Annotated in this window: 23 protein-coding genes, 2 pseudogenes and 1 riboswitch; of the genes and pseudogenes, 8 read left to right on the top strand and 17 right to left on the bottom strand. The window is 39.7% G+C overall.

What is annotated here, in order from left to right; genetic code table 11:
• The first annotated feature begins 141 nt into the window (after nt 1-141).
• Entirely contained in the window at nt 142-1,446 is a 1,305-nt protein-coding gene (locus E2K98_RS07385) for an Nramp family divalent metal transporter (RefSeq protein WP_133333604.1), read from the top strand.
• Between the two features lie 467 nt (nt 1,447-1,913).
• Here E2K98_RS07385 and E2K98_RS07390 read toward each other — a convergent pair whose 3' ends face one another.
• Nucleotides 1,914-2,981, bottom strand: coding sequence for a sulfite oxidase (locus E2K98_RS07390; RefSeq protein WP_133333605.1), 1,068 nt, complete (start codon nt 2,979-2,981; stop codon nt 1,914-1,916).
• 138 nt (nt 2,982-3,119) lie between these two features.
• Nucleotides 3,120-3,300: riboswitch (cyclic di-AMP (ydaO/yuaA leader) on the top strand.
• A gap of 156 nt (nt 3,301-3,456) precedes the next feature.
• On the opposite strand from E2K98_RS07390, the gene E2K98_RS07395 reads away from it, so the two are divergent.
• A complete protein-coding gene (locus E2K98_RS07395) occupies nt 3,457-4,131 on the top strand; it encodes a potassium channel family protein (protein WP_133333606.1) in 675 nt (224 codons plus the stop codon).
• Between the two features lie 248 nt (nt 4,132-4,379).
• On the opposite strand, the gene E2K98_RS07405 is transcribed toward E2K98_RS07395, so the two are convergent.
• Complete coding sequence (locus E2K98_RS07405) at nt 4,380-5,363, bottom strand: hypothetical protein (RefSeq protein WP_133333608.1); 984 nt, start codon at nt 5,361-5,363, stop codon at nt 4,380-4,382.
• A 200-nt stretch (nt 5,364-5,563) separates the two neighbouring features.
• Complete coding sequence (gene cysK / locus E2K98_RS07410) at nt 5,564-6,487, bottom strand: cysteine synthase A (RefSeq protein ID WP_133333609.1); 924 nt, start codon at nt 6,485-6,487, stop codon at nt 5,564-5,566.
• Nucleotides 6,488-6,776: 289 nt separating this feature from the next.
• On the opposite strand from cysK, the gene E2K98_RS30835 reads away from it, so the two are divergent.
• Nucleotides 6,777-6,953: a hypothetical protein gene (locus E2K98_RS30835; protein ID WP_165976201.1), complete on the top strand. Its 177-nt coding sequence runs from the start codon at nt 6,777-6,779 to the stop codon at nt 6,951-6,953.
• A 33-nt stretch (nt 6,954-6,986) separates the two neighbouring features.
• On the opposite strand, the gene E2K98_RS07415 is transcribed toward E2K98_RS30835, so the two are convergent.
• Nucleotides 6,987-7,451 (bottom strand): GNAT family N-acetyltransferase, encoded by a 465-nt coding sequence (locus E2K98_RS07415; RefSeq protein WP_133333610.1) that lies wholly within the window; start codon nt 7,449-7,451, stop codon nt 6,987-6,989.
• A gap of 114 nt (nt 7,452-7,565) precedes the next feature.
• Between E2K98_RS07415 and E2K98_RS07420 the strand changes: the two genes are divergently transcribed.
• Nucleotides 7,566-7,847 (top strand): hypothetical protein, encoded by a 282-nt coding sequence (locus E2K98_RS07420; protein WP_133333611.1) that lies wholly within the window; start codon nt 7,566-7,568, stop codon nt 7,845-7,847.
• Between the two features lie 171 nt (nt 7,848-8,018).
• The gene (locus tag E2K98_RS07425; protein ID WP_133333612.1) at nt 8,019-8,801 is read left to right on the top strand and encodes a GNAT family N-acetyltransferase; all 783 of its coding nucleotides are present in this window, start codon (nt 8,019-8,021) and stop codon (nt 8,799-8,801) included.
• A 60-nt stretch (nt 8,802-8,861) separates the two neighbouring features.
• Here the strand turns inward: E2K98_RS07425 and clpP are convergent, their stop codons facing one another.
• The 8 genes and pseudogenes from clpP to E2K98_RS07465 form a co-directional block, all read right to left on the bottom strand.
• On the bottom strand, nt 8,862-9,443 hold the full coding sequence (clpP, locus tag E2K98_RS07430) for an ATP-dependent Clp endopeptidase proteolytic subunit ClpP (protein ID WP_026575174.1): 582 nt from the start codon (nt 9,441-9,443) through the stop codon (nt 8,862-8,864).
• Nucleotides 9,444-9,471: 28 nt separating this feature from the next.
• A complete protein-coding gene (locus E2K98_RS07435) occupies nt 9,472-10,161 on the bottom strand; it encodes a sigma-70 family RNA polymerase sigma factor (protein WP_133333613.1) in 690 nt (229 codons plus the stop codon).
• 108 nt (nt 10,162-10,269) lie between these two features.
• Nucleotides 10,270-10,830 (bottom strand): maltose acetyltransferase domain-containing protein, encoded by a 561-nt coding sequence (locus E2K98_RS07440; protein WP_133333614.1) that lies wholly within the window; start codon nt 10,828-10,830, stop codon nt 10,270-10,272.
• Nucleotides 10,831-10,921: 91 nt separating this feature from the next.
• Nucleotides 10,922-11,500, bottom strand: a complete 579-nt coding sequence (locus E2K98_RS07445) for a uracil-DNA glycosylase (RefSeq protein ID WP_133333615.1) — start codon at nt 11,498-11,500, stop codon at nt 10,922-10,924.
• Nucleotides 11,501-11,543: 43 nt separating this feature from the next.
• Nucleotides 11,544-12,369 (bottom strand): annotated as a pseudogene (locus tag E2K98_RS07450) (radical SAM protein).
• Nucleotides 12,356-13,063 (bottom strand): 2OG-Fe(II) oxygenase, encoded by a 708-nt coding sequence (locus E2K98_RS07455; protein WP_133333616.1) that lies wholly within the window; start codon nt 13,061-13,063, stop codon nt 12,356-12,358. The pseudogene E2K98_RS07450 and the gene E2K98_RS07455 overlap by 14 nt, the downstream one beginning before the upstream one ends.
• A gap of 1 nt (nt 13,064) precedes the next feature.
• A complete protein-coding gene (locus E2K98_RS07460; RefSeq protein WP_268884040.1) occupies nt 13,065-13,592 on the bottom strand; it encodes a methylated-DNA--[protein]-cysteine S-methyltransferase in 528 nt (175 codons plus the stop codon).
• Nucleotides 13,576-14,163 carry a bifunctional transcriptional activator/DNA repair enzyme AdaA gene (locus E2K98_RS07465; RefSeq protein ID WP_133333617.1) on the bottom strand — a complete coding sequence of 196 codons (588 nt, stop codon included), beginning with the start codon at nt 14,161-14,163 and terminating at the stop codon, nt 13,576-13,578. The genes E2K98_RS07460 and E2K98_RS07465 overlap by 17 nt, the downstream gene beginning before the upstream one ends.
• Nucleotides 14,164-14,299: 136 nt before the next feature.
• Between E2K98_RS07465 and E2K98_RS07470 the strand changes: the two genes are divergently transcribed.
• Nucleotides 14,300-15,214 (top strand): DNA-3-methyladenine glycosylase family protein, encoded by a 915-nt coding sequence (locus tag E2K98_RS07470; protein ID WP_235824758.1) that lies wholly within the window; start codon nt 14,300-14,302, stop codon nt 15,212-15,214.
• 28 nt (nt 15,215-15,242) lie between these two features.
• Nucleotides 15,243-15,758: pseudogene (locus E2K98_RS07475) on the top strand (GrpB family protein).
• A 233-nt stretch (nt 15,759-15,991) separates the two neighbouring features.
• Here the strand turns inward: E2K98_RS07475 and E2K98_RS07480 are convergent.
• Nucleotides 15,992-16,471: a GyrI-like domain-containing protein gene (locus tag E2K98_RS07480; RefSeq protein WP_133333618.1), complete on the bottom strand. Its 480-nt coding sequence runs from the start codon at nt 16,469-16,471 to the stop codon at nt 15,992-15,994.
• 103 nt (nt 16,472-16,574) lie between these two features.
• On the opposite strand from E2K98_RS07480, the gene E2K98_RS07485 reads away from it, so the two are divergent.
• On the top strand, nt 16,575-18,230 hold the full coding sequence (locus E2K98_RS07485) for an FAD-binding dehydrogenase (RefSeq protein ID WP_133333619.1): 1,656 nt from the start codon (nt 16,575-16,577) through the stop codon (nt 18,228-18,230).
• A gap of 45 nt (nt 18,231-18,275) precedes the next feature.
• On the opposite strand, the gene E2K98_RS07490 is transcribed toward E2K98_RS07485, so the two are convergent.
• From E2K98_RS07490 to E2K98_RS07505, 4 genes are all read right to left on the bottom strand, one after another.
• On the bottom strand, nt 18,276-18,647 hold the full coding sequence (locus E2K98_RS07490; RefSeq protein WP_133333620.1) for a hypothetical protein: 372 nt from the start codon (nt 18,645-18,647) through the stop codon (nt 18,276-18,278).
• 214 nt (nt 18,648-18,861) lie between these two features.
• Nucleotides 18,862-21,999 carry an AAA family ATPase gene (locus E2K98_RS07495; protein WP_133333621.1) on the bottom strand — a complete coding sequence of 1,046 codons (3,138 nt, stop codon included), beginning with the start codon at nt 21,997-21,999 and terminating at the stop codon, nt 18,862-18,864.
• Nucleotides 21,996-23,141 carry an exonuclease SbcCD subunit D gene (locus tag E2K98_RS07500; protein ID WP_133333622.1) on the bottom strand — a complete coding sequence of 382 codons (1,146 nt, stop codon included), beginning with the start codon at nt 23,139-23,141 and terminating at the stop codon, nt 21,996-21,998. Before E2K98_RS07500 ends, E2K98_RS07495 begins: the two co-directional genes overlap by 4 nt.
• Nucleotides 23,142-23,436: 295 nt before the next feature.
• Nucleotides 23,437-23,637: a cold-shock protein gene (locus tag E2K98_RS07505; RefSeq protein WP_026575162.1), complete on the bottom strand. Its 201-nt coding sequence runs from the start codon at nt 23,635-23,637 to the stop codon at nt 23,437-23,439.
• Nucleotides 23,638-23,671: the final 34 nt, after the last annotated feature.

Below are 23,671 nucleotides of genomic sequence, written 5' to 3' on the forward strand. Positions count from 1 at the left end.
TTTTTCAAGCAAAAGCGTACACAAATTTTTCAAAATTTTATATAATAGGGATATAGAAAGTTTGCACTAGGGAAACTTTTATTGACGAACGAACAAACCTTGGTACAACGAAAAATAAACTTAAAGAAAGGATGGTGTCTTATGAGCCAAACAGATTCAGTTACTGTTCAGAGGGCTCAGGCTGCAGAAAGCAGAACGGTCTCAGCAGCAAGAGATGCCATTAATGGAAAGGTTAAAGGCATCCGTGCATTGCTTCCGTTTCTCGGACCTGCATTTATTGCCTCCATCGCCTATGTAGATCCAGGAAATTTCGCAACCAATATTCAAAGTGGTGCGAGCTTTGGTTATAAAATGCTTTGGGTAATCGTTTTAGCTAACTTGATGGCTATGTTGCTACAAAATATGTCAGCAAAATTAGGAATTGCTACTGGCAGAAGTCTTCCAGAGGTTTGCCGGGACCATATGCCAAAATGGATGACCTACGGCATGTGGGTGGTTTCAGAACTGGCCGCAATGGCTACCGACCTTGCTGAATTCTTAGGTGCAACGCTCGCACTAAATTTACTAGCCGGTATCCCAATGCTATATGCAACGATTATCGTCGGTATTGTCACCTATCTTATTCTAATGTTAGAAAAATTCGGATTCCGCCCGTTAGAAAAATTCATTGCCGCATTTGCTGTTCTTATCGGCTTATGTTATTTAGTTGAAACCGTCATTTCCAAACCGAATCTCAGTCTAATTGCCTACCATAGTGTCACACCGTGGCTCGGCAACAAAGAAAGTATTATACTGGCAGTTGGTGTAATCGGTGCAACAGTCATGCCACATGCAATCTATTTGCACTCCAGCCTGACGCAAAATCGAATTGTACCACGAAATGATATGGAAAAAATCAAAATTCAAAAGTTTAGTACAAAAGAAATCATGATTGCCATGACGCTTGCCGGGTTTGTCAACTTAGCCATGATGTATATGGCTGCATCCGTCTTTAACACCACTGGAAACAGTCATATTGCGGATCTTACTACGGCCTACCATACCTTAACACCGCTGCTTGGTTCAGCCGCAGCAAGTGTATTCTTGATTTCATTACTTGCTTCCGGTGTTTCAAGCTCTGTGGTGGGAACGATGGCTGGTCAGGTCATTATGCAAGGATTTGTTGGATTTACGATTCCATTATGGATTCGACGATTGGTTACAATGCTTCCAACCTTTATTATCGTTGCTATGGGGGTTGATCCAACCCGGACACTAGTTATCAGTCAGGTGGTTCTAAGTATTGTTCTACCTTGTCCGATTATTGCGCTCATCTACTTCACCCAGAAGAAGGAATTAATGGGTGTGCTAACGAATAAACGAATAACTACGATTTTATCAACAATCTTTGCTATCGTGATTTTAGGGTTAAACTGCTGGTTAATTGTTCAGACATTTTTTGGATAAAAGTAAAAAGCACACGAGTTAGATATCGTGTGCTTTTTGATTGTTCAATGTGTTTACCGACCTTTGAAGGACATTTCCATTCCTTTTTAAAACGTTTTGGTCTTCATCGTCCTTATGAACAACATTCCACGAAAGCTTCACTGCTCTTTTGGCCTTCATCGTCTTTATGAAGAACATTTCACGAAAGCTTCACTGCTCTTTTGGCCTTCATCGTCCTTATGAAGAACATTTCACGAAAGCTTCACTGCTCTTTTGGCCTTCATTGTCCTTATGAAGAACATTTCACGAAAGCCTCACTGCTCTTTTGGCCTTCATCGTCCTTATGAAGAACATTTCACGAAAGCCTCACTGCTCTTTTGGCCTTCATCGTCCTTATGAAGAACATTTCACGAAAGCTTCACTGCTCTTTTGGACTTCGTTGCCATCCAAAGTAACGTTATCAGGGACCTGTTCATCGAATTCGTTATTTATTCCACCTTCACCTTAATCGTATCGATTGCATTATAACCATACCCCTTACGGTTCCAAACCGCTTCCTTTGGCTGCTTCCCGCCTTCTGATTCCATAGCCCTCGAAAGGATGGTGTACTCCCCTTTTTCAAACACCTCCCATTTATATTCCCAACGAACCCAAGCATATTTTTCCGGCGATTGCACCAAATTAGCGAAGCTCCAAGTCATCCCCCCGTCCACACTCACTTCAATTTTCGTGATCACCCCTCTCCCAGTCCAGGCAATCCCTGCAATAGTATGAAATCCGGTATTAAGAATTTGCCGATCAATTGGCTGTTGAATCGTTGAGTTTATTTTCATTGTTGTCACAGGTAATTTTCCCTCATCTGAATCCTTTTTGGGGTAATAAACATAATCAACCGCCTGAAAAGGGCCTTTAAATTCATGGTCAATCACGGTGATTTTTTTAATCCATTTTACCGAGGCCATCGCATACCATTCCGGGACAATTAACCTCAGAGGAAAACCGTGCTTAAAAGGAAGCGGCTTTCCATTATACTCATAGGCAATTAAGGTATCGGGATGAAGTGCTTTTTCAATCGGCAAACTCCTACTAAAATAAGTAAGATCGTTTGAGTCTGTTCGTACGCCAAAGTCATATCCCTCAAAAACTACTTCCTTCGCTGCTTCTAAGACACCCGTGTACCTAAGCATCGTCCTTAATGAGACACCCTTCCAAATTCCTTGGCTAATCGCCCCTTTTTGCCACTGCTCACCAAATACCATTGGTTTAAAGAAACCTCTTTTATTCCCTGCACATTCAAGAACTGACTTTAACGTCTTGGACGGTAATGCTTGAATTTCCTCTAGCGAAAAGGTTCTCGAAAAATTCACGAGTCCACCTATAGACAGCCAGTAAAAGGAAGATACAAAATTCGGATATGAAAAATGGTTCCTCCGATAAAACAGTTTTTCAGTTACAAAATCTTTATGGATAAATTGAATCGGTGTTTCCTGATTCTCAGGATCTAACGTTTTGGTGATCAAATATGATTTCGCACCCGTTTTTTGTGAACTTTGCATAAATCTCCTCTCTAAAACTTATATTTTTTTACTTCATTCATATGAAAAAATCCACAAAAAAGAAGACCTAACGAATGAGTTTACTTTAGAGTATTTACAAATTCTAATAGAGGGAGTAAGATATGATTCGTAATTTAATTTTTTGAATCGCTGAGTTCCAATTGGGAACGGGGGAACCATCATTGAAGAGTCTTACAAAAACTTTTCTATGGGGTGAATCTTAAAAAGATATTTCTATTCTAATGCTTGTCTTTTTAAGTAGGGTGACTCTTACATCCGAATCCGTCAGCTAACCTCGTAAGCGTGTTAAAGAGATATCATTTTAATCGTGCAAGCAGCATGTTTATTTCATGATGCAAAAAAACCGCCACGAGGAGATTTCTCTCTTCCGTGGCTTTTTTATTTTTTTAGGTGGTTTGTGAAAAACCCACACTATCATACTCTTAAATAATGTTTTTCGGGAGATGTCTTACATATGACTAAACAGTTTGCAGTAATCGGTATGGGCCGCTTTGGTTCGAGTCTTTCAGCTGAGTTATTTAAAGACGGTGCTGAAGTTTTAGTGATTGATAAAAATGAAAAAAGGATTCAAGAAAATTCAGATTTCTCAACACATGCAGTAGTTGCAGATACAACAGATGAGAGGGTAATAAAAGAGCTAGGTCTTCGAAACATGGATGTAGTTGTGGTAGCCATAGGAGACGATATTCAAGCAAGTATTTTAACTGTTATGATTTTAAAAGAATTAGGGGCCAAACAAGTTATAGCAAAGGCAGTAACAAATCAGCATGCAAAAGTTCTTACTCAGGTCGGGGCTGATCGGGTCGTTTTACCTGAACGAGAAACTGGCATCCGAATTGCTAAGAATCTTTTGTCACCTAATGTCCTTGATTTTATTGAACTATCCGATGAATATAAAATAGAAGAAATTGTTGCCTCTTCATTTATGATAGGTAAAAGCCTTCGTGAATTGGATATTCGGGCAAAATACCAATTAAGTGTTATCGCCATTAAAAGTAACGGAAAGATGAACATCTCACCATTTCCAGATGACACGATTAATCCTGGTGATACTCTTGTTGTCCTGGGTGAAAAGAAACTATTAAAGAAATTCGAAACAAAAACTGAAAAGGCACTATTTATCATATAAAAAAGGAAAAAGAGCTAGGATCGCTGAAAACAATTGATCCACAAGCTCTTTTTTTACTAGGCTCTGTTAAACCTGGTTGTTTATTTCCGCTCCAGGCACAAGCGGTTCGTGGGCGGTTCGGGGAGCCTCCTCGTCGCTTCGCTCCTGCGGGGTGTCTCCCCTGTCCCGTAATCCCACAGGAGTCTTCGTGCCTTCCGCTCCAATCAACGTTGTTTAAAATCAACATTGTCCTTTAACACAGCCTTTTACTAAATAATCCCCCTGATTTGATTACCATTTTCCATAAGCTTAGCTGTATTCTCCTCGTACAAACCCAGTGCCCATTCCCGAATTCGGTCTGAACTTAATTTCTCCCATTTTTCTAAACTAGGAATCTCCTCTACTCCAAATGCAAGTTCCGATAATCTCTTCAAAATGACCAAAGAAGAATAGGAATGCGGTAGAAACGGATCATTTTTCTTTTCATAATAAAATTTATTTATAAGTTTAAATGAATTTGGTTCGTAAATTAATTCAACCAGCTTTGCACGGTATTCTAAATCCTTAGCCTGAAGATGGGGGAAACGAGAAAAATCACTGAAATGCTGGGCCTCGTGCTTCAAATAACTGATTTGAAATTCCCTGCAATCCTGATTCTCCTTTTTATGCTCCGGACGGTCCGCTACATAATAAAGTCCATCTGGTTTTGCCCAGCCGCCGGCAAATTTTTCACCAAATGTAGCATAATGGGCCCAGCTTTGTAAAATAAAATCAGACAAAAAATAAACCGTTACTTTTTGGGTATGGTGTGGCAGTTCAACTGTAAAGTTCTCTTTATCGGTTGTTTTCCAAATATATGGGCCCCTATATGGCGGTGTTACCCCACCGACAAACTCATAACCTTTTTCTTTAAATTGGATCGATAATTGCTCCTCCAATCTATCCAATTCCTCATCTTGTTGATGACCATAAATTAATTCTGAAAGTGAAAGCCTTAGTCGATTTTCTGAATAAATCACACTTTTATGCGTCAACACCGACCTGAAATATTCGAAATAGAAAGAAAGAACCTTTTGGATCCACGGATCCTCGGATTTAAAACGATCATTCGGATTTTCACTAAAAAAACGTTGATAATATTTCGATTCCAGTTCTAGAAATTTAGCATTTTTATCTGGAACTGAACGGAGATATTTATATGCTGCGATTACATCTCCTTGTAAACAATAGGCATACAATTTTGACTCATCCATCCTAAGGCTACCCTCTCCTGTTTTGCATCATAACTTTGATTGTACCAAACTTTTTTACATATAAGAAAAAATAAGTTTTTCCTCTAAGTATTTATTTAGTGAAAAGTTAATCTCCAAAAATCGGATTTTACCTCAGCTTTTAACAAAGCCTAAGTAAAAAAACAAAAAGCTACCTAAGCAGCTTTTTTAAATCCTATTATTTAAATTGGAAATAAATCAGATGATAAGTAACGTTCACCGGTATCCGGTGCCAATCCTAAGACATTTGCATCGGATGGAAGTTTCTTGGCAATTTCTAAAGCATAATAGATAGAAGCTGCTCCTGAGGCACCAACTAAAATTCCTTCTTCAGCAGCCAGACGACGTGCAATGTTCTGGGCATCCTGATCCTCAATTAATAAAATTTTATCGTAAATAGATTGATTTAAAATTTTTGGTATAAACCCAGGGCCCGTCCCAGGGATTTTATGCGGGCCAGGACGTCCTCCGGATAAAACGGGTGACCCCGCAGGTTCAACCACAAAAATCTTTAGATTTGGTATTTTTTCTTTAAGAACTTCACCCGTACCAGTAACGGTACCGCCTGTGCCAGCCGTACAAATGAAGGCATCTAATTTCCCCTTAAATGCCTCGTAGATTTCAATCGCTGTTGTATCCCGATGAGCATCTGAATTCGCACTGTTTTCAAATTGCATCGGAATAAAATAATCAGGGATCTCTTCAGCAATACGGTAAGCTTCTTCAATTGCTCCACGCATGCCGTGTTCTGATGAAGTTAAATGCACCTCTGCACCATAAGCTTTTAGGATTTTAATTCTCTCTTCTGTTGCATTATTCGGCATCGTAATGATACAACGGTACTTCCTAGCGGAACAAACCATCGCTAAGCCTATTCCGGTATTTCCTGAAGTTGGCTCAATAATAACGGTTTTTCCGGGAGTAATTTTCCCCTCTTCTTCGGCTACCTTAATCATGTTAAACGCAGCACGGTCTTTTACACTGCCTCCGGGATTAAAGGACTCCAATTTAATGTAAACAGAAGCACCACTTGGGTCTGCCAAATGATTTAACTTCACGATTGGAGTATGCCCAATCAGCTCTAAAATAGAATTATGTAGTTTCATAATAGCACTCCGTTTCATTCAGTATATTTCTATTGGAATTATAAGCTTTTGCTCTCTATAATTCAATTATCGAAGTTTTAGAAAAGAAGAAGCAACCTCGCCTCTTATTTTAAATTATTTTACTAAAAATCACTATAAACCTATTTCGTTCATTCCCAACTTCATTTTTTATTCACAAATACTTTTTACCTTCCATACTATAAAAGAGAGCAATATCTATTGTAAAATGGCGTTAATATTGTATAATTCATAGTATAGACATCGGAATTAATGGATTAGGAGGTTAAGTATGGGGCTTTTTAAAAATCTATTTATTGATCGTTGCCCTAAGTGCAATAAAATATTAGAAACTCATCAATCAAAAACTTTAAAAGGGATTGTCATCAAATCCTGTCCGGATCAACATTATCAAAAAGAATTTCATCCAGCTTTTGAAACATATATTGAAAGTCATAAGGTTTCTTAACTCAACAACCCAGCAGAATCTGCAGGGTTGTTTTCATTTCCAATCTGCCTTTCTTTTTTCAAAAGTACTGATAAACAAACCTGGAACAACTTCAATGTCCTGAATTAACTGATAACCATTTTTTAAGTAAAGGTTTTTAGCAGGCGTATTATCTCTGCCAGTCGATACTTTAAAAATCGGAATTTCTTTTTTGTCCTCCTCCAGACATAATAATAATTTTTGAGCAATCCCCTTTCGAAAATACATGGAATCAACAATCATTCTACAAATCGTGAGTTCATTCCCTTTGAGTTCGTATGATAATGCTCCTGCTAGCTCCTCTCCTTCAAAATAACCAAAAAAGGTTTCTTTCGATTCTAATAATTCCTCAAAAGACTCTTTTAGGGGAGGTATTTCATAAAAATTAATTAACTCAGCCTCAATTAGATAGGAGGCTCTTTGGAGTTCATATAATTCTTTAACAAGACGTTTATTTTCAAAATCAATTTTTTCAATCATTCATTACCCTCCTAAAGTGAAAATTCCTTTTACATGGAAAAGCAGGTCAAGCATCCACTCATATTATTTCTATAAACATACACTATTTGAAAGGAAATAAGGAGGCAAACAAATTTGGAAAAACAAAATTCACGAAATTTTGGCGGCTCTGCGTATCACCACGGGCATGGTGGCTATTATCCTGGTACAGGTTATCATCATGGGCACGGGGGTTATTATCCTGGACAAGGTTATCATCATGGCCATGGCGGATATTATCCTGGGTATGGATATCATCACGGGCATGGTGGTTATTATCCTGGGTATGGGTATCATCACGGGCATACTGGTTACTATCCTGGATATGGGGCCCATCATGGGCATGGTACCTACAAGCCTGGTAACCGCGAAAAATGATTATGAGCAGCAAACCACAGGTAGTCTCTTGGGAACTACCTGTTTTTATTCCAATTAGAAAACTTTTATTGAACAAACTTATTGCATAATAATAATAAATCATGGGATATGTTCAAAATCATATAAATGTTAAACTAGTTCTATCAGGAATTCTAAAATGGAGGTTTTTAAATGAATTTACAAGATATTATCAAGTTAGATTTTGCCTATTTGGAAACCTTTACGACTCGTACAGACACCACTTGGGGTGCCTTGTTTTGTAATGAAAAGCAACCTGTTTATTATGATGCAAATCATGCTCATATTGATCAAGTTTGCGAGCAGCCTCAATTAATTATCGATGAAGTAATCAATTTCTATCAATCTAAAAATATTATTCCAAGGTTCTATATTTATAATATAGAGTCCCAACAAAATTTAATATCCCAATTAAAATTAAATCACTTTGGCTTTGAGGAATTAAGTAGTCCTGTTCAAATGTGGGATCAAAAGATTGTGGAAAAAGAAGTGAATGAGAATGTAACGATTGAATTGGTAACGGATGATAATTTTGCAGAAGCACTACATATAGAATGCTGCACTAAGGAATTGGGTGGCAAAGCAGTTAGAGAAAAAGCGTTTGAGGTGGAATTTAATCATCCTAATTTTGAACATTATTTACTCCGTTATAACGGGTCGGCTTGCTCAACTGCTTGTATTTTTGTAAGCGGAAATCAGGCCAGGATGGAAAGTGTTGCTACATTAGAAGAATTTCGAGGCAAAGGCTTAATTGGTGAACTTATTCACTATATTCAGGTTGAGGTTGCTGAAAAGGGGCTTGAAAACCTTTGGGTGTTTCCGATCAATGAAAAGGTGGAGAAAGTGTATCAAAAGTACGGCTTTCGAACGGTTACGAAATTAAAAACGGGACATGCATTTTTGGGTGGAAAGAGTATCGCGGAATTACGAGATTGACTTCAAAAAATAGAAAAGTAAAAAATGCCCAGAATAAAGAATCTAGGCATTTTTGTATCATCATTTTGGATAAAGAATCTCATCAATAATCCCGTATTCTTTTGCTTCCTCGGCGCTCATGAAAAAGTCGCGGTCGGTATCCCTAGCTACTTTTTCAACCGGCTGACCGGTACGATCCGAAATAATTTGATTCACATGCTCCCTTAATTTCAAGATACGTCGTGCGGAAATCTCGATTTCGGTTGCTTGCCCGCGTGCACCCCCAAGGGGCTGATGAATCATGATCTCACTATTTGGGAGTGCATATCGTTTTCCTTTTGTTCCTGCGAGCAACAGCATCGCTCCAAACGACGCCGCCATTCCTGTGCAAATCGTCCGAATATCCGGTTTAATATATTGCATCGTATCAAAAATCGCAAATCCAGCTGAAGTCGAACCGCCGGGACTGTTAATATAAAGAGAAATTTCTTTATCAGGAGCATCAGCTGCTAAAAATAATAATTGTGCTACTACACTGTTAGCAACTTGATCATTAATCTCATCACCTATGATAATAATCCGATCCTTTAGCAAGCGTGAATAAATATCATAGGACCGTTCCCCACGGTTGGATTGTTCTATTACATATGGAATCGTACTCAAATAAACTCCTCCTTAAAAGCGTAATTGGCTAAGCAGCCATGCAGAGAGCGCTTATAGGAAAGTGAGTTTGTTTTAAAGGTAAAGTAACAAGTTTAGGCGAATCAACAACACTTTTTATTTGAGGAACCATTTCAATTAGAACGGTTGGATCTTGAAGCTTCAAAGCTTCGTAAAAAAGCTCTGAAAGCACCTCGCGCTCCTCTTCATCCCAATATTTTTCTGCTGATCCCTCTTCTTTCGCTTTTTCTAAACGCTGCTTTGACCGATGAAGATTCGCTTTCACAGCCATTTCGGTGGTATTTAAAAGATCAGCAATTTCCTTGAGCTGATATTGAAAACCTTCCTTTAGCAAAAAAATGACTGCCTGCTTCGGAGTAAACTGCCTTAGCATGATGTCGACAGTAGCCATGATATTGTCTAACTGACTCCTTGCCTCTTCGTAATTAAGCTCGACCTCCGCCTCAATCGATTCATTTTTCCTTTTACGAATCTGGTCAACCCAATGATTGTAAGCCATTTTATTTAATAAAGCAGAAGACATTTTTTCATTAATGGTGTAATTCTTTAATGCCTTCAAAATGGTCTCTTGGGCAATATCATCACCATCCCATTGGTTTTGGGCAAGAAAATGACAATAGCGCTTGAGTTTTGGATAATATTCAATCCATAAAGATTCTTCCTCGTTATCTACAGGACACGAATTTACTCGGTTTAACATTGTGTTCACTCCTTTAGCACTCTCTATCCTTTAAACGTTTCAAGGGGGCTAAAAAGATACGGGGTAAATAATTTATTTTATGTTTTAATCCACATATTGATTTAATTTTTATAATTCAATCTGTTTAATGATTTTTGCAGGATTGCCGCCAACAACAACATTGTTAGGGATATTTTTTGTGACAACCGAACCGGATGCGATTACCACGTTATTGCCGATGATTACACCAGGATTAATCACAGATTTTCCTCCAATCCAAACATTATCACCAATCGATACCGGTTTTCCGTATTCCTTCCCGGAATTCCTTTCTATCGGATGGATTGGATGTGTAGCCGTGTAAATATGAACACCCGGAGCAATGAAGCAGTTAACACCGATTCGAATTTCACATACATCTAAAAATACACAATCGAAATTTGCATAAAAGTTTTCTCCGACATGGAGATTAAAGCCGTAATCACATCTTACATTTGGCTCTACAGATATATTTTCACCTGTGGACCCAAATAGTTCTTTTAATATTTCTGAGCGTTTGCTGATCTCCGTTTCAAGTGATTGATTAAATAAACGGATTAGTCTCCGCGCATTTTCGCGATCCTTTACTAATACCGGGTCAGCTGGGTTATACAGCTCCCCATCTAGCATCTTTTCTTTTTCTGTTTTCATCCAAATTCTCCTTAAAAGGAATCTTAATTTATAGTAATATTCCATCAGTAGACAGTCCAATGAAAAGACGAAAAAAGAGTTGCGAAATTTTTCACAACTCAATTCTTCGATACTTGTCAGCGATAAAAGTCCAATCCTCAACAAACATGGTCCAAAGGTTTGGGCGGCGTCTTACTGCTAATGGATGGTACCCTACGGCTGTTTGAAATCCTTGAACTCGATGCATCTTGCCCCGTAAGCTTTTAACATCTACTAAAGGATCATGGAAAAAAGATTGAACCGCAACATTTCCTAAACACACAATTATAGCAGGATGTTTTACTTCAAGCTGCTCTTTTAAATGGCCCATACAGACTTTGCGGGTTTGTTCTTTATCATAAGCACGTACTGGTTTTCTTTTTAAAATATACGTAATATACAAGTCATCCTTGTCCAAGCCAACCTGATGGACTGCCGCTTGTAATGCTTGTCTTGTCCCGCAAACAAAGGGTGTTCCTTCCCGATCCTCGCGGGCTCCCGGGTTATCGAGAATGACCATAATCGGAGCATCAGGATTCCCTTCTCCCCAGACCATTCGGGTACCATGCTGTATGAGACCGCATTCTCCACAATCCTTTAGCAGTTCAGGAGTTGGTTCCTCCGGCCAAAGTGATGGACAGAAATCTGCCATTAGGTTCCCTCCATAATATGTAGTACATCTTAGTGTCCCATTTTCAGTTTGGTTCAAAACCTTTCTGGCTGATTAAAACCTGATTTTCAGAAAAAAATGGCTTTAACCTTTCATACACCAACCGATATGCTGCTGGCCCGTACCATTCTGTTAAACCCAAATTCTCATATATCTGCTCAATCCCCAGCCGCTTTGTCCGTCTACCGCCGCTGCCGTCTCCCATAAAAAAATCATCGATACAAACCCGATTGACTAATGATCTTAATTTTTCTGGAAACCCTTCACTGCTTGGTAAAACCGGTGCAATCGTTGCCTGTGTTGGAATCCCTGCATCTTTTAGTTGCGCGAGCGTTTTTAATCTTGCACCGATCGGCGGAGCATGAGGTGTAAAATGTGTGCGAATCTCTTCTAAATCTGTTTCAATCGTCATACTGACCCGTACCCTGTCTTCTAATTGAAGTAGAAGGTCTATATCTCGGCAAACAAGCGGACTCCTTGTTTGTACCAGTAAAAAATCAGGAGGTTCAATGGTCATGACCTCCAGCAAGGATCTCGTTACTTTTTCCTTATACTCAATCGGTTGATAGGGGTCAGTGGCCGAGGACATAAAAATCGTAACCCTTCCTTTAGCCTTTTCTCTTCTTAGTTCTTTAATAAGTAAATTGGCAGCACCCTGCTTGATATCCACCCATGTACCCCACTCTTTTTTTCGAAAAAGCGAAACCGGCATTTGCCGGACATAGCAATAGGAACAGGCAAAGGAACAGCCAGTATATGGATTCAGAGAATGCGTATATCCACCAAGATAACCCCTTCCCCTTGTTTAAAAGCGTTTTCGGATTTTTATAAGAAAGCTCACTTCGCGTCATGAAAAATAATTCCCAGTGTATATCTTGTTCCTGATGTAATTGTACTGACTCCGTGCTTTAAGGTTGTTCGATAATACCCCTTTGTTCCCAATACAGGTCGGTTGTTTGTTGGAAAAATTAATCCCGCACCTTGTTCTAAGGTAATAACATGTCCTCGGCTTTGCGCTCTCGGGCGCTGCTCCACTAACAGGAACTCTCCACCAGTATAATCTAACTCTTTTTGATTCAAGGCAAATACGACTTGGAAAGGAAAAAAGACATCACCGTATAAATCCTGATGAAGGCAGTTGTAACCACCGGATTCATATTTTAATATCAATGGCGTGGAGCGAAGCTGATTCTGCTGGTGACACTGTTCAAGAAATTCGTCCAGTGACCGAGGATACGTAACATCACTCCTCAACTGTTCATTCCAGCGGTTTGCTGTTTTAGCAAGTTCAGGGTAAAAACCTTCTCTAAGTTGTTGGAGTTGGTCCGGCAATGGGGCCAGATAATATTTATACTCCCCAACTCCGAACCTGTATCTGGCCATATTAATTGTGCTACGAAAACAGTTTTCTTGATAATAGGTATTCACTATGTCATTACATTCTTTTTTTTTCAGTATCACAGGCAGGTGTGCGTAACCATTCTCCTCCAGTTCAGTTTGAATATTTTCCCAATTTAACCCCAAAATTCGATCTTTGATCCTCATTTTATTTTCCCCTGCCTTCTCGTTCAATAGTAAGCAGATGTTTTTTCATTTCCAATCCACCACGGTACCCGGTTAGCGAACCATTTTTTCCAATGACCCGATGGCATGGAACGGTAATTAGCACCGGATTAGCGCCAATTGCGGTCCCGACTGCTCTAACTGCAGCTGGTTTTTGGATATGTTTCGCAATATCTGAATAGGTCCTGGTTTCCCCAAAGGGAATTTCACAAAGGGCGTTCCAGACAGAGACCTGAAATTCTGTTCCATGATAATCCATTGGTATGGTAAATTCTTTGCGGTATCCATGCAAATACTCAGTTATTTCCACTACATATGGCTGTAATTTTTCATCATCACGGATTAACGTGCTGCTGGGATATCGTTTCTCCGCCCAAGTAGATAGCTCTTCAAACGGTCGATTTTTTGAACCTATAAAACAAAGCCCTTTTTGGGTTGCTGCTATATTGAGAGTCCATCCTTCATGTTCCATTAATGTCCAGTAAATTGTCGATTTACTCTTTGAACTCACTTTTTTCCACCTCCTTGTTCCGATATTCAACGGGTGTTAGCCCGTTTTTCTTTTTAAACAATGTTATAAAATATGGTGTATTCTGCAATCCAACCAATAAGGCAATTTCAGCAATTGTTTTTTTTGAATGGATTAAATAGTTTCTGGCTGTATTTACCCTTATTTGCTGAATGTACTCTACCGGGGTTACTCCTGTTATTCTCTTAAATGTTCGATGCAAATGATAGGGACTGCCATGACAAACATCAGCCAATATTTCCAGTGTAAGTTTATCAGTGTAATTTTGATCAATATAGTTTTTTATCTGGACAACCCATTCCTGGTCAGGAAGCCTGTCACCAGTTGGTTTACATCGTTTGCATGGACGGAAATGAGCGGTCAGGGCCTCTTCCGCATGTTTAAAAATAAGGACATTTTCCTTTTTTGGTGGTCTTGATTTGCATGATGGCTTGCAAAAAATACCCGTACTCTTCACTGCATAGAAAAATTGCTGATTGTAATTGGCATCATTGAGTAGAATCGCCTGCCATTTTTCTTCAGTCAGTTCTTCAGTTCCTTGCCCAATTTTCATTTCCATCACCTCTGAAAATAGTATACCTTCTCTGAGAGACAAATTTACAGATTTAATATGTAATAGCAAGATATCGAAATCATTTTTATGTTAAAAATAGAATAGGGATTTTTTAAAAATTGGAGGTTTTACTTTGATTAATTGGCAAGACCATGAGCATGAACTAACCTTGTTTACTCCAAAGGAATTTAATTTTAAAGAAAATCTAAATTACTTAACGAGATCCCCTATTGAATGTATGTATATGATAAAGGACGAACGGATCTATAAGGCTATATCGATCGGGCAGGAGATATCCATTATTGAAATAAATGCGGATGCAGAAGATAATTTAATGATCCGTTTTTTAGGAGATTCCGCCCCTCCAAGTAAAATGACCAGAACGGCTGTAGCCTACTATGTGTGGGAGTGGTTTGATTTGGAGAGAGATTTGGTACCGTTTTATGTGATGGCAAAAAAAGATTCCTTGTTAAAAGGGGCAGTCAATTCGTTTTATGGATTACGGATTATGGGGATTCCTGATCTTTTTGAGGCGCTTTGCTGGGGCATCCTTGGCCAGCAAATTAATTTGACCTTTGCTTATACTTTAAAAAGGCGACTCGTTGAAAACTTTGGGCAGTGTGTGGAATTTGAAGGTGAATCCTATTGGATATTCCCTAAACCTTCTGAAATTGCCAATTTACAGGTAGAGGATTTAGTTGGGTTAAGAATGACCGTTAAGAAATGCGAGTATTTGATTGAAGTAGCCAATTTAATGGTAAAGGGAAAATTAACAAAAGAAATTTTATTGGATGCTGGAAATTTAAAAGGAGCGGAAAAAAAGTTAGTTAGTATTCGCGGGATTGGACCATGGACGGCCAGTTATGTCCTGATGCGCTGTTTACGGTTTCCTGAGGCCTTTCCAATTGATGATGTCGGACTGCATAATGCGATTAAACATATATTAGGAACGGATAAAAAGCCAACAAAAGATGAAATTTCAGATTTAGCTGCGAACTGGGGCGGCTGGGAGGCCTATGCAACTTTCTATTTGTGGAGGGTTCTATATTAAATATTAGATCACAAAAGGGGGAATCCAGATGAAAATTCGACTTTCAGACTTTAGCGAAAACTGGGGAGAAATGTTTCAATCGGAGGCTGAATTGCTAAAAACTATTTTTGTGAATCAGATCATTACATTTGAACATTTTGGGAGCACCTCCGTGCAAGGCATGAAGGCAAAACCTGTGATTGATATGATGTGTATTGTAAAAGACATTGAAAAAATTGATTTATTCAACGATAAAATGAATTCTTTAGGCTATGATGTTGCTGGGGAATGGGGAATTTCAGGGAGAAGATTATTCCGAAAAGGCGGGGAGAACAGGACACATCATATCCACTTTTAACAATTCGCTAACCCTCAAATTGAACGCCATTTAATATATCGCGATTACCTGCGATCCCATCCTGAGGATGCAGCTAGGTACAGTCATTTCAAAGAAGAGTTGGCCAAACGTTTCGAGCATACCAGAGAATATAGCGCGGCCAAAAAAGGATTCGTGAAGGAAATGGAACAGCAAGCACTCCGGTGGTTTGCAGAAAAATTCCAATGAATATGAATAAAGGAATCAACACCCATTTTACTTCAATAGAGGAAATCAATATGTATTTTGAGAAGTTATAACAAGATGGTAAAGTTCTTATGCCACTTGGACCTACACTTGTAAGTCAAACTTTTGGCTGGGTAGAAGATCAATATGGAGTTTCATAGCAGCTGAATCTCCCCAAAAATTAAAACAAAAAGGATGGTCTATAATAATATTGGACCATCCTTTCTACAATTTTCTTAAAGAACTGGTATCCAGATTTCCGAATAGTAATCGTCGCCGGATGGGTCTCCTTTTGGATAAACTTCCATCTCGGGTGAGGCTGCATGCCTATAGCCGCTGGTTGGAAACCATTCGGTAAAAATTTGTTTCCAAGCGTTTTGCATAGCATGGGGCATAGCACCACGGACTTCGAAAACAGCCCATTTAGAGCTAGGAATTTTTAAATGGTATAGTCCTTGTGGAACCTCACCTTCAAATTCCGCTGCTACCCAATAATCCATTTCATCTGAATGTTGATTGGAGTTAGCCACACATACCCCTAAAACACCTTTTATGTTTCCATTATTCAAATGGTAAAGACGTTCACTCGTTCCATTTGCATTCACCTCATCCCAGAGTTTTGGAATACCATCGAGATTTTCTCCATTCACCAGTAAAAATTTCCGTTTAATCCCTACGATTGTAAATGGGTCTTTTTCAATCATTCTGTATTTCATCGGTTCTGCTCCTTTTTAAACAAGTAATAAAATGGTATATTCTAACTATACATAATATTTGGTGAATAGTGTTTAGTCAAACTAAATCGGAAGAAGGTAAGCTATGAGATATGACGTAATTGTTGTAGGCGCTGGTCTTGCAGGTTTAGTGACAACAGCCGAACTTGCTGAAGCCGGTAAAAAAGTACTACTTTTAGATCAAGAACCGGAAGCTTCCCTTGGAGGCCAGGCCTGGTGGTCATTTGGCGGTTTATTTCTTGTCGATTCACCTGAACAGCGCAGAATGGGAATTAAAGACTCACGCGCGCTTGCCTGGCAGGATTGGGTAGGTGCTGCTGGATTTGACCGGTTGGAGGATGAAGATTATTGGGGGATGAAATGGGCGGAAGCTTATATTGATTTTGCCGCAGGAGAAAAACGGCAATGGCTTTACGAAATGGGAGTGCGATTTTTCCCAGTTGTTGGATGGGCGGAACGTGGGGGATACCTTGCTGATGGGCATGGTAACTCTGTACCGCGGTTTCATATCGTTTGGGGCACAGGTCCAGGGTTAGTAAAACCTTTTGAAGAAAGGGTCCGGAAAGCGATGAAGAATGGAATTGTCGCCTACCGTCCGCGACACCGCGTTACTGAATTAATTACCGAAAATGAAGCAGTAACTGGAGTTCGTGGTGATATCCTTGTTCCAAGCTCGGTCGCCCGTGGTGAAGCAAGCTCACGAGAGGTTGTTGGAGATTTTGAGTTTCACTCACAAGCAGTAGTGGTAACGAGCGGCGGCATCGGCGGCAATCATGAACTGATTCGAAAAAATTGGCCTGCACGGCTTGGGGATGCACCCAAAAATATGATTTCCGGTGTTCCTCAACATGTCGATGGTAAAATGCTTGCCATCACAGAGAAGGTCGGAGGCCGCATTGTCAATCGAGACCGGATGTGGCACTATACGGAAGGCATCAAAAACTGGAATTCAGTTTGGCCAATGCATGGAATTCGGATTTTGCCCGGCCCTTCCTCCATTTGGCTTGATGCAACCGGCAAGCGCTTTCCAGCACCGAACTTCCCAGGGTTCGACACATTAGGAACACTGGAAGCAATTATGAAAACAGGATATGATTACTCGTGGTTTATTTTGACTCAGAAAATAATTGAAAAAGAGTTTGCACTATCTGGCTCTGAACAAAATCCCGATCTGACTGAAAAGAGTATCAAAAAAGTTTTATCCCGTGTCCTTCCAGGCCCTACTCCACCAGTTAAAGCGTTCATGGATAAGGGTGAAGATTTTGTAGTGTCAAATACTTTGCCTGAACTGGTTGCCGGAATGAACAAACTTTCGGGAACGAATTTGCTTAAATATGAAGAAATTGAAAGACAGATTTTGGCCAGAGACCGTGAAATGGATAATACCTTTACAAAGGATTTGCAAATAACGGCTTTACGCGGTGCCCGTAACTATCTTGGAGATAAGCTAATACGAGTTGCATCTCCTCACAAAATCCTTGATCCGAAAATGGGACCGTTAATTGCAGTCCGACTCAATATATTGAGCCGTAAAACGCTTGGCGGCTTGCAAACGGATTTATCCGGCCGTGTTCTAAATATATCAGGGAATCCCGTCCCAGGTCTTTTTGCTGCGGGTGAAGTTTCCGGTTTTGGAGGCGGCGGTATTCATGGGTATCGTTCATTGGAAGGGACTTTTGTCGGCGGATGTCTTTTTACAGGAAGGCAGGCGGGGCGTGCCTTAGCAAAAGAATTAAAATAGGTGCAAAAGCAGCGGGTTACACCATGAACTTCGCTGCTTTTGCACCTATTTCTTTTTCAAATAAAAGATTTCTTCGTTTTTGTCATTCCATTTAATGGTGACCTTCATCGGTTCACTTGCATCTATCACAGCGCATCCTGAACAAGCATGAGAGATTCTAATAGTCGCCCCTTTATGATCCTCTTCCTTTCGTTCCGATTTTCCCGAACTATTTTCAATTATGACTTGAAGATTCTTAAAATTGGTATTTTTATTTGCATTTTTATAACCAAAAATGAAGGTTCCATCTTCTCTATTCCCTTCAATATTAGCGGAATATTGGCCTTCCCAGTGTTTACTACTGCCAGAAAGAAAAACCGATTGATTGCTACATGCTGCGAGGCAGAAAATGATAAGAAGAACAAACAGTTTTTTCATCGGATCCCCCAATCTAACGGTTTATATTACATATTCAACATAAGGTAAAATTATCCTTTTTTGAGGCTTTTAATTGATGGTTAGATTAATTATTTTTGGAAGATTTATTTGCCCGTTTTAAAGTTTGTTTGTCACTTTATGCAATATATTTTCTACAGTACCCCATCGCAAAAAACACCGCACTGCTTAAAGTACGGTGTTTCCTATTCATAAATTAATTCATAAACACAAATTCCGTCCTGCTTCCTGTCTGACCGGCAATTACTTCGAGTCTGGCATCAATCCGTTCTTTTAGCTCAGGGACATGGGAGATGATTCCAACCAACCGGCCGCTGCTTTGGATATCGATCAACGCTTCAATTGCCTGATCGAGCGATTCAGGGTCGAGAGTTCCGAACCCTTCATCAATAAACATCGTTTCCAACGAAACGCCGCCAGCGTAGTTTTGAACGACATCCGCAAGCCCCAATGCTAATGAAAGTGCAGCCTTAAAGCTTTCCCCGCCAGATAATGTTTTTACATGACGCTCCTGGCCTGTATATTGGTCAAAGACTAAAAGCTCTAAGCCACTTTGAACATTCCCTTTCGAACGGTCCGTTTTCCGACTAAGATGGAACCGTCCAGATGTCATCCTACGTAAACGAACATTCGCCTCTCTCAAAATATCATCTAAGAAGGCGGCAAGCACAAAGCGTTCAAAGGTAATCCGGAAAGTATTTTTTCCGCTAGAGATATCGGCAAGATGACCAATCAGCTTATGCCTTTCTTCCAGTACCTTCATTTGTTCATTCAAACCGACAATACGTTGATATATTTCTTCGTTATCACGCTTTTTCATAATAAAATCGGTACGATCATGATTCAATTGGTCTACCACTTGGACTAATTTTTCCAGGTCCTCTCTTATAGCTGCAACATCAGGTGTTTTAACATCCTTCAATAGCCCCTGTAACTGTTCGAATTGGTCGGTAACGGATCTTACATCCTCGCGGTAACCGCGGATTTCCATTTCAATAGCTTGGATTTCTCCATCTGATAGTTTCGCTGCGCTATAATCTCCCCATTTTTCAAAACCTTGCACTGATAACTGATTTAGGAACGCTGCACGTTCTGTATCAAGTTCAGCCGCTTTTGCAGTGAGAATTTTTTCAGCATCTACTAATCTTGCAGATTCAGCGGAATGACGTTCCTTTACTACTTGTAATTGTTGTTTAGCAGCCTCGAACTGTTGAAGTAATGACTCATGAAGTTTCTTGGCACCTGTAAGTGCCTTTTCATACTCAGCTTCCGTTCGAAGGTTTTCTGGAATACTTTTCATCATTCGTGTCAAATCAGTATTCTTTGCTGTAAAACGAACCCTTAGATCCATAACCTCATTGGCAAGTTGTTGAAGAGCATTCTGTAAGGCCGTTTTTCCCGTTTCCGCTTTCTCCAAATTCTCTTGCACCTGTCCAAGGAGTTTGATTTGTTCACCAAGGTTTTTCTGAACCCGATCCAATCGCTCTTTTTCAAATGTAACCTCCGATTTCACATCATTCAAATCATTCTCTGTAAAATCGGCCCGATAAAAGTGTATTTCCTTGAGAATTTCATCCAATGCTTCCCGTTGCCTTTTTTCTTCTGAAAGGCGTTCGTAGTAACTGGATTCATCCTTCGATTTATCCTTTTCTAATAGAGTTACCTGATCCTTAGCTGCCTTTAAATCTTGTTCATTAGGAATAGAATCTTCATGAAAGGGTGCAGGGGATGGATGATGTTCGGAACCACAAACTGGACAGGCTTCTCCCTCATGAAGCTTTGCTGCCAAAAGTGCAGCTTGCCCATGAATCCATTTATTCTCTAAGGTTTCAAGATAAGTCTTTGCATCTAAATATCGAGCAGATGTGTTTTCATAACGCCCTTTTACAACCTTCAAATTATTTTCAGCTTTTTGATGTAATACCAGTGTTGTTTCATATTTCATGAGACGTTCAATCTCTGACTGAAGCCGATCCAATTGACCTTTATTTTCTGCAAAGGCAATCTGACCCTTTTCAATTTCCGCTTTTTGCTGAGAAAGAGACTTGAACTGTTCTTCTAGGTGCGCTAATTTCTTTTCTGTTTTTTGCTGCTCTTCCTGCTTTAGTTTCAGCTGGTTTTCAATATGTCTTTTCTCTTTATCGAGTGTTGCAAAGGAATAAACATCCTCTTTCATGTGAACAAGATGATTGATTTCTTCCTGGGCAGCCTGACGCTCCCCTTCCCGCTCGAGTTCTGCTTGCACCTTGCGTTCACTTTGTTGGATAAGGGTAGATAATTTTTCAATTTCGGTTTGAATAGCAGTAACCGAATCTTTCGCTTCATCCATCTGTCGCTTTAAACGATGACAAAGCTCCTCCTGTTTTGCTAAAAGTGCAGCCTTCCGCGCTTTTTCAACTTGTTTTTCTTTGCCCGCAAAAGTATCTCCTTTTGCTTCCAGCTCGTTTTTTCGAATCCGCAGCTTCTCCTTAGTCTCAAGCTGTTTCAGGATCGCTTCTGCCTCAAAAAGCTGTGCCTTCCGCCCATCCTGTTCCTGTATTTTTTCCTTCACTACTTGTTCCAATTTTTTAAGTTCTTCCGCCATTCCGGCAATTTCCTTCAATAATATCGGTAAGATGATCGTGTCATTCTCACTTCCCGCTTCCACGTATTCACGAAGCTCCTCATTGGTTACAGCATGTATTCGGTGAATTGCTTCATTTCTCGCTTTGACCTGCTCCTCAACAGATTTTTTCAGCTCAACCGCTTCATTCTTAAGTTTTTCCTCAACCAATTTATAGACCTGTGTATGGAAAAGCCGCTGCAAAATGACTTCTTTATCTTTACTATCAGAAGTTAACAGTTTTCGGAATTCTCCTTGAGGAATCATCAAAATCTGGCGAAATTGATTGCTGTCAATCAGCATGATTTCTTTAATTTTTTCCTCAACATCACTGACTTTAGATGCAATCAGCTTTTTCTCACCGGTTTCATCTACCATGAATAACTCCGCTTTTGCACCTATTTGCGTATAGCCATCGCCTTTTTCTTTCTTTTTTAATTGCTGGGGCATGCGTGTAATCGAATACCGTTTGTTTCGAAGGGAAAAATCAAGTGAAACCTCGGTCAATAATTCATCCGATGCAAACTGACTGCGAAGTTCCGGTCCATTGCGGTCTTCACCGCTTGCTTTTCCATAGATCGCATAGCTGATAGCATCAAAAATGGTTGTTTTACCCGAACCGGTTTTTCCTGAAATGACAAACATCGTTCGATTGCCAAGCTCCTTAAAGTCAATCGACTCAGAACCCGCATATGGCCCAAAGGCCTGCATCGTTAGTTTTATTGGCTTCATTTCGCTCCCTCCTCTTTTAAAACTTTTTCAATCACTTCAGCCATAACCGACTTTTTGTCGTTTGTAAATTCGGCTGAAGTCATTTCGTTATAAAATTGCTCGAATAATTCAATCTCTGATTTTTTATCCCCTTGCATTGCATTGTAGGATTGTTTTTTCTTCATATCCGTTAAATCGATTTTCCGTTCAAGATGCAGCACATTTGGGTATACCTGGCGCAATTTATTAATCGGGTCGATTAATGCCCCTTCATCTAATAACGATATTTTCAAATAATCATGGACACGTTGTTTTTCGTAAAATGAAGGGTCTAATAATTCGTCCAGATGTCCTTCAAGCTCCCGCATATCATGTGTAGGGGTTAACGAACGGTAACGATGTGTAAACTGACCTTTGTCATCCATTTCAATAATGGAAATAGATTTATTTTGTTTCGCTTCAGAAAAAGAATATTTTAGAAGTGAGCCTGAGTATTTCACCTTTTGGTGGTTAATCGCATCAGGACTATGAAGATGTCCAAGTGCGGTATAGGAAAAGGGTTCAAATAGTTCCGCACCGACACAACCGGAACCGCCGACAGATAATACTCGTTCAGAGTCCGATGTCTTTCCTCCCAACACAAAGGCATGCCCGACCAAAACGTTCGGTTCGTTTGGATTTAACGTTTCCTCCATTTTACCGATGAGTGCCTTCATTGCATCATGGTGGGAATGGATTGAATCATCCTCCAGAAGCTGACGGACGACACCAGGTTCTGCATAGGGTACAAGATAAAAATTAACACCATTCACTTGGACTGGTGTAAACGTATTGGTTAGTTTCCCTGATAAATAAAATTGACTATGCTTGTACCATGAACTTCCAAATGAGAGCCGCTCTGCACTGTCATGATTTCCTGCAATTGAGACAATCGGCGTTTTCAGTTCGACATTGATTTTAAAAAGGATTTGATCTAATAATTCGACGGCATCTGTTGGCGGGACGGACCGGTCATATAAATCTCCAGCAATTACAACGGCATCCGGCTGTTCTTCAGCAACAACTTGCACAAACTGTTCAAGAATTTCGCGCTGATTCTCGGTCATATAGACGCCATGCACCAATTTCCCTAAATGCCAGTCGGCAGTATGGATAAACTTCATTCTTTTCACCCCGTTAGCTAGATTTCAATACTACTATTATAGCAAAATACCATATGTAATAGTTTGGGAAATCTAAGAAGGAAATGAAGGTTTTGTGGATGGCTTGATGGTGAGTGGGAATGGAAAGTATTTTAACTAAACTGGAAAATAAAATGTATTAAGTAGAAAGTATTTTGACCAAACTGGAAAGTAACCCACCCAAACTGGATGGTATTTCAATAACACCCAGAACATTCACCAAAAATAAAAAACAGCCCGATAAATCTACCGGACTGTTGGAATTGGTTTCGTTAAATTACTTTTTAGTTACGTTAGCAGCTTGTGGTCCACGAGCTCCTTCAACTACTTCGAAAGAAACTTCTTGACCTTCTTCTAAAGTTTTGAAACCTTCAGATTGGATTGCAGAATAGTGAACGAATACGTCGTTTCCGTCTTCAGCTTCGATGAATCCGAAACCTTTTTCAGAGTTAAACCATTTTACTTTACCGTTTTTCATGTAAAAAAATCCTCCTATTGGCCTCCATAGAAAC

The sequence above is a fragment of the Bacillus salipaludis genome (assembly GCF_004358205.1).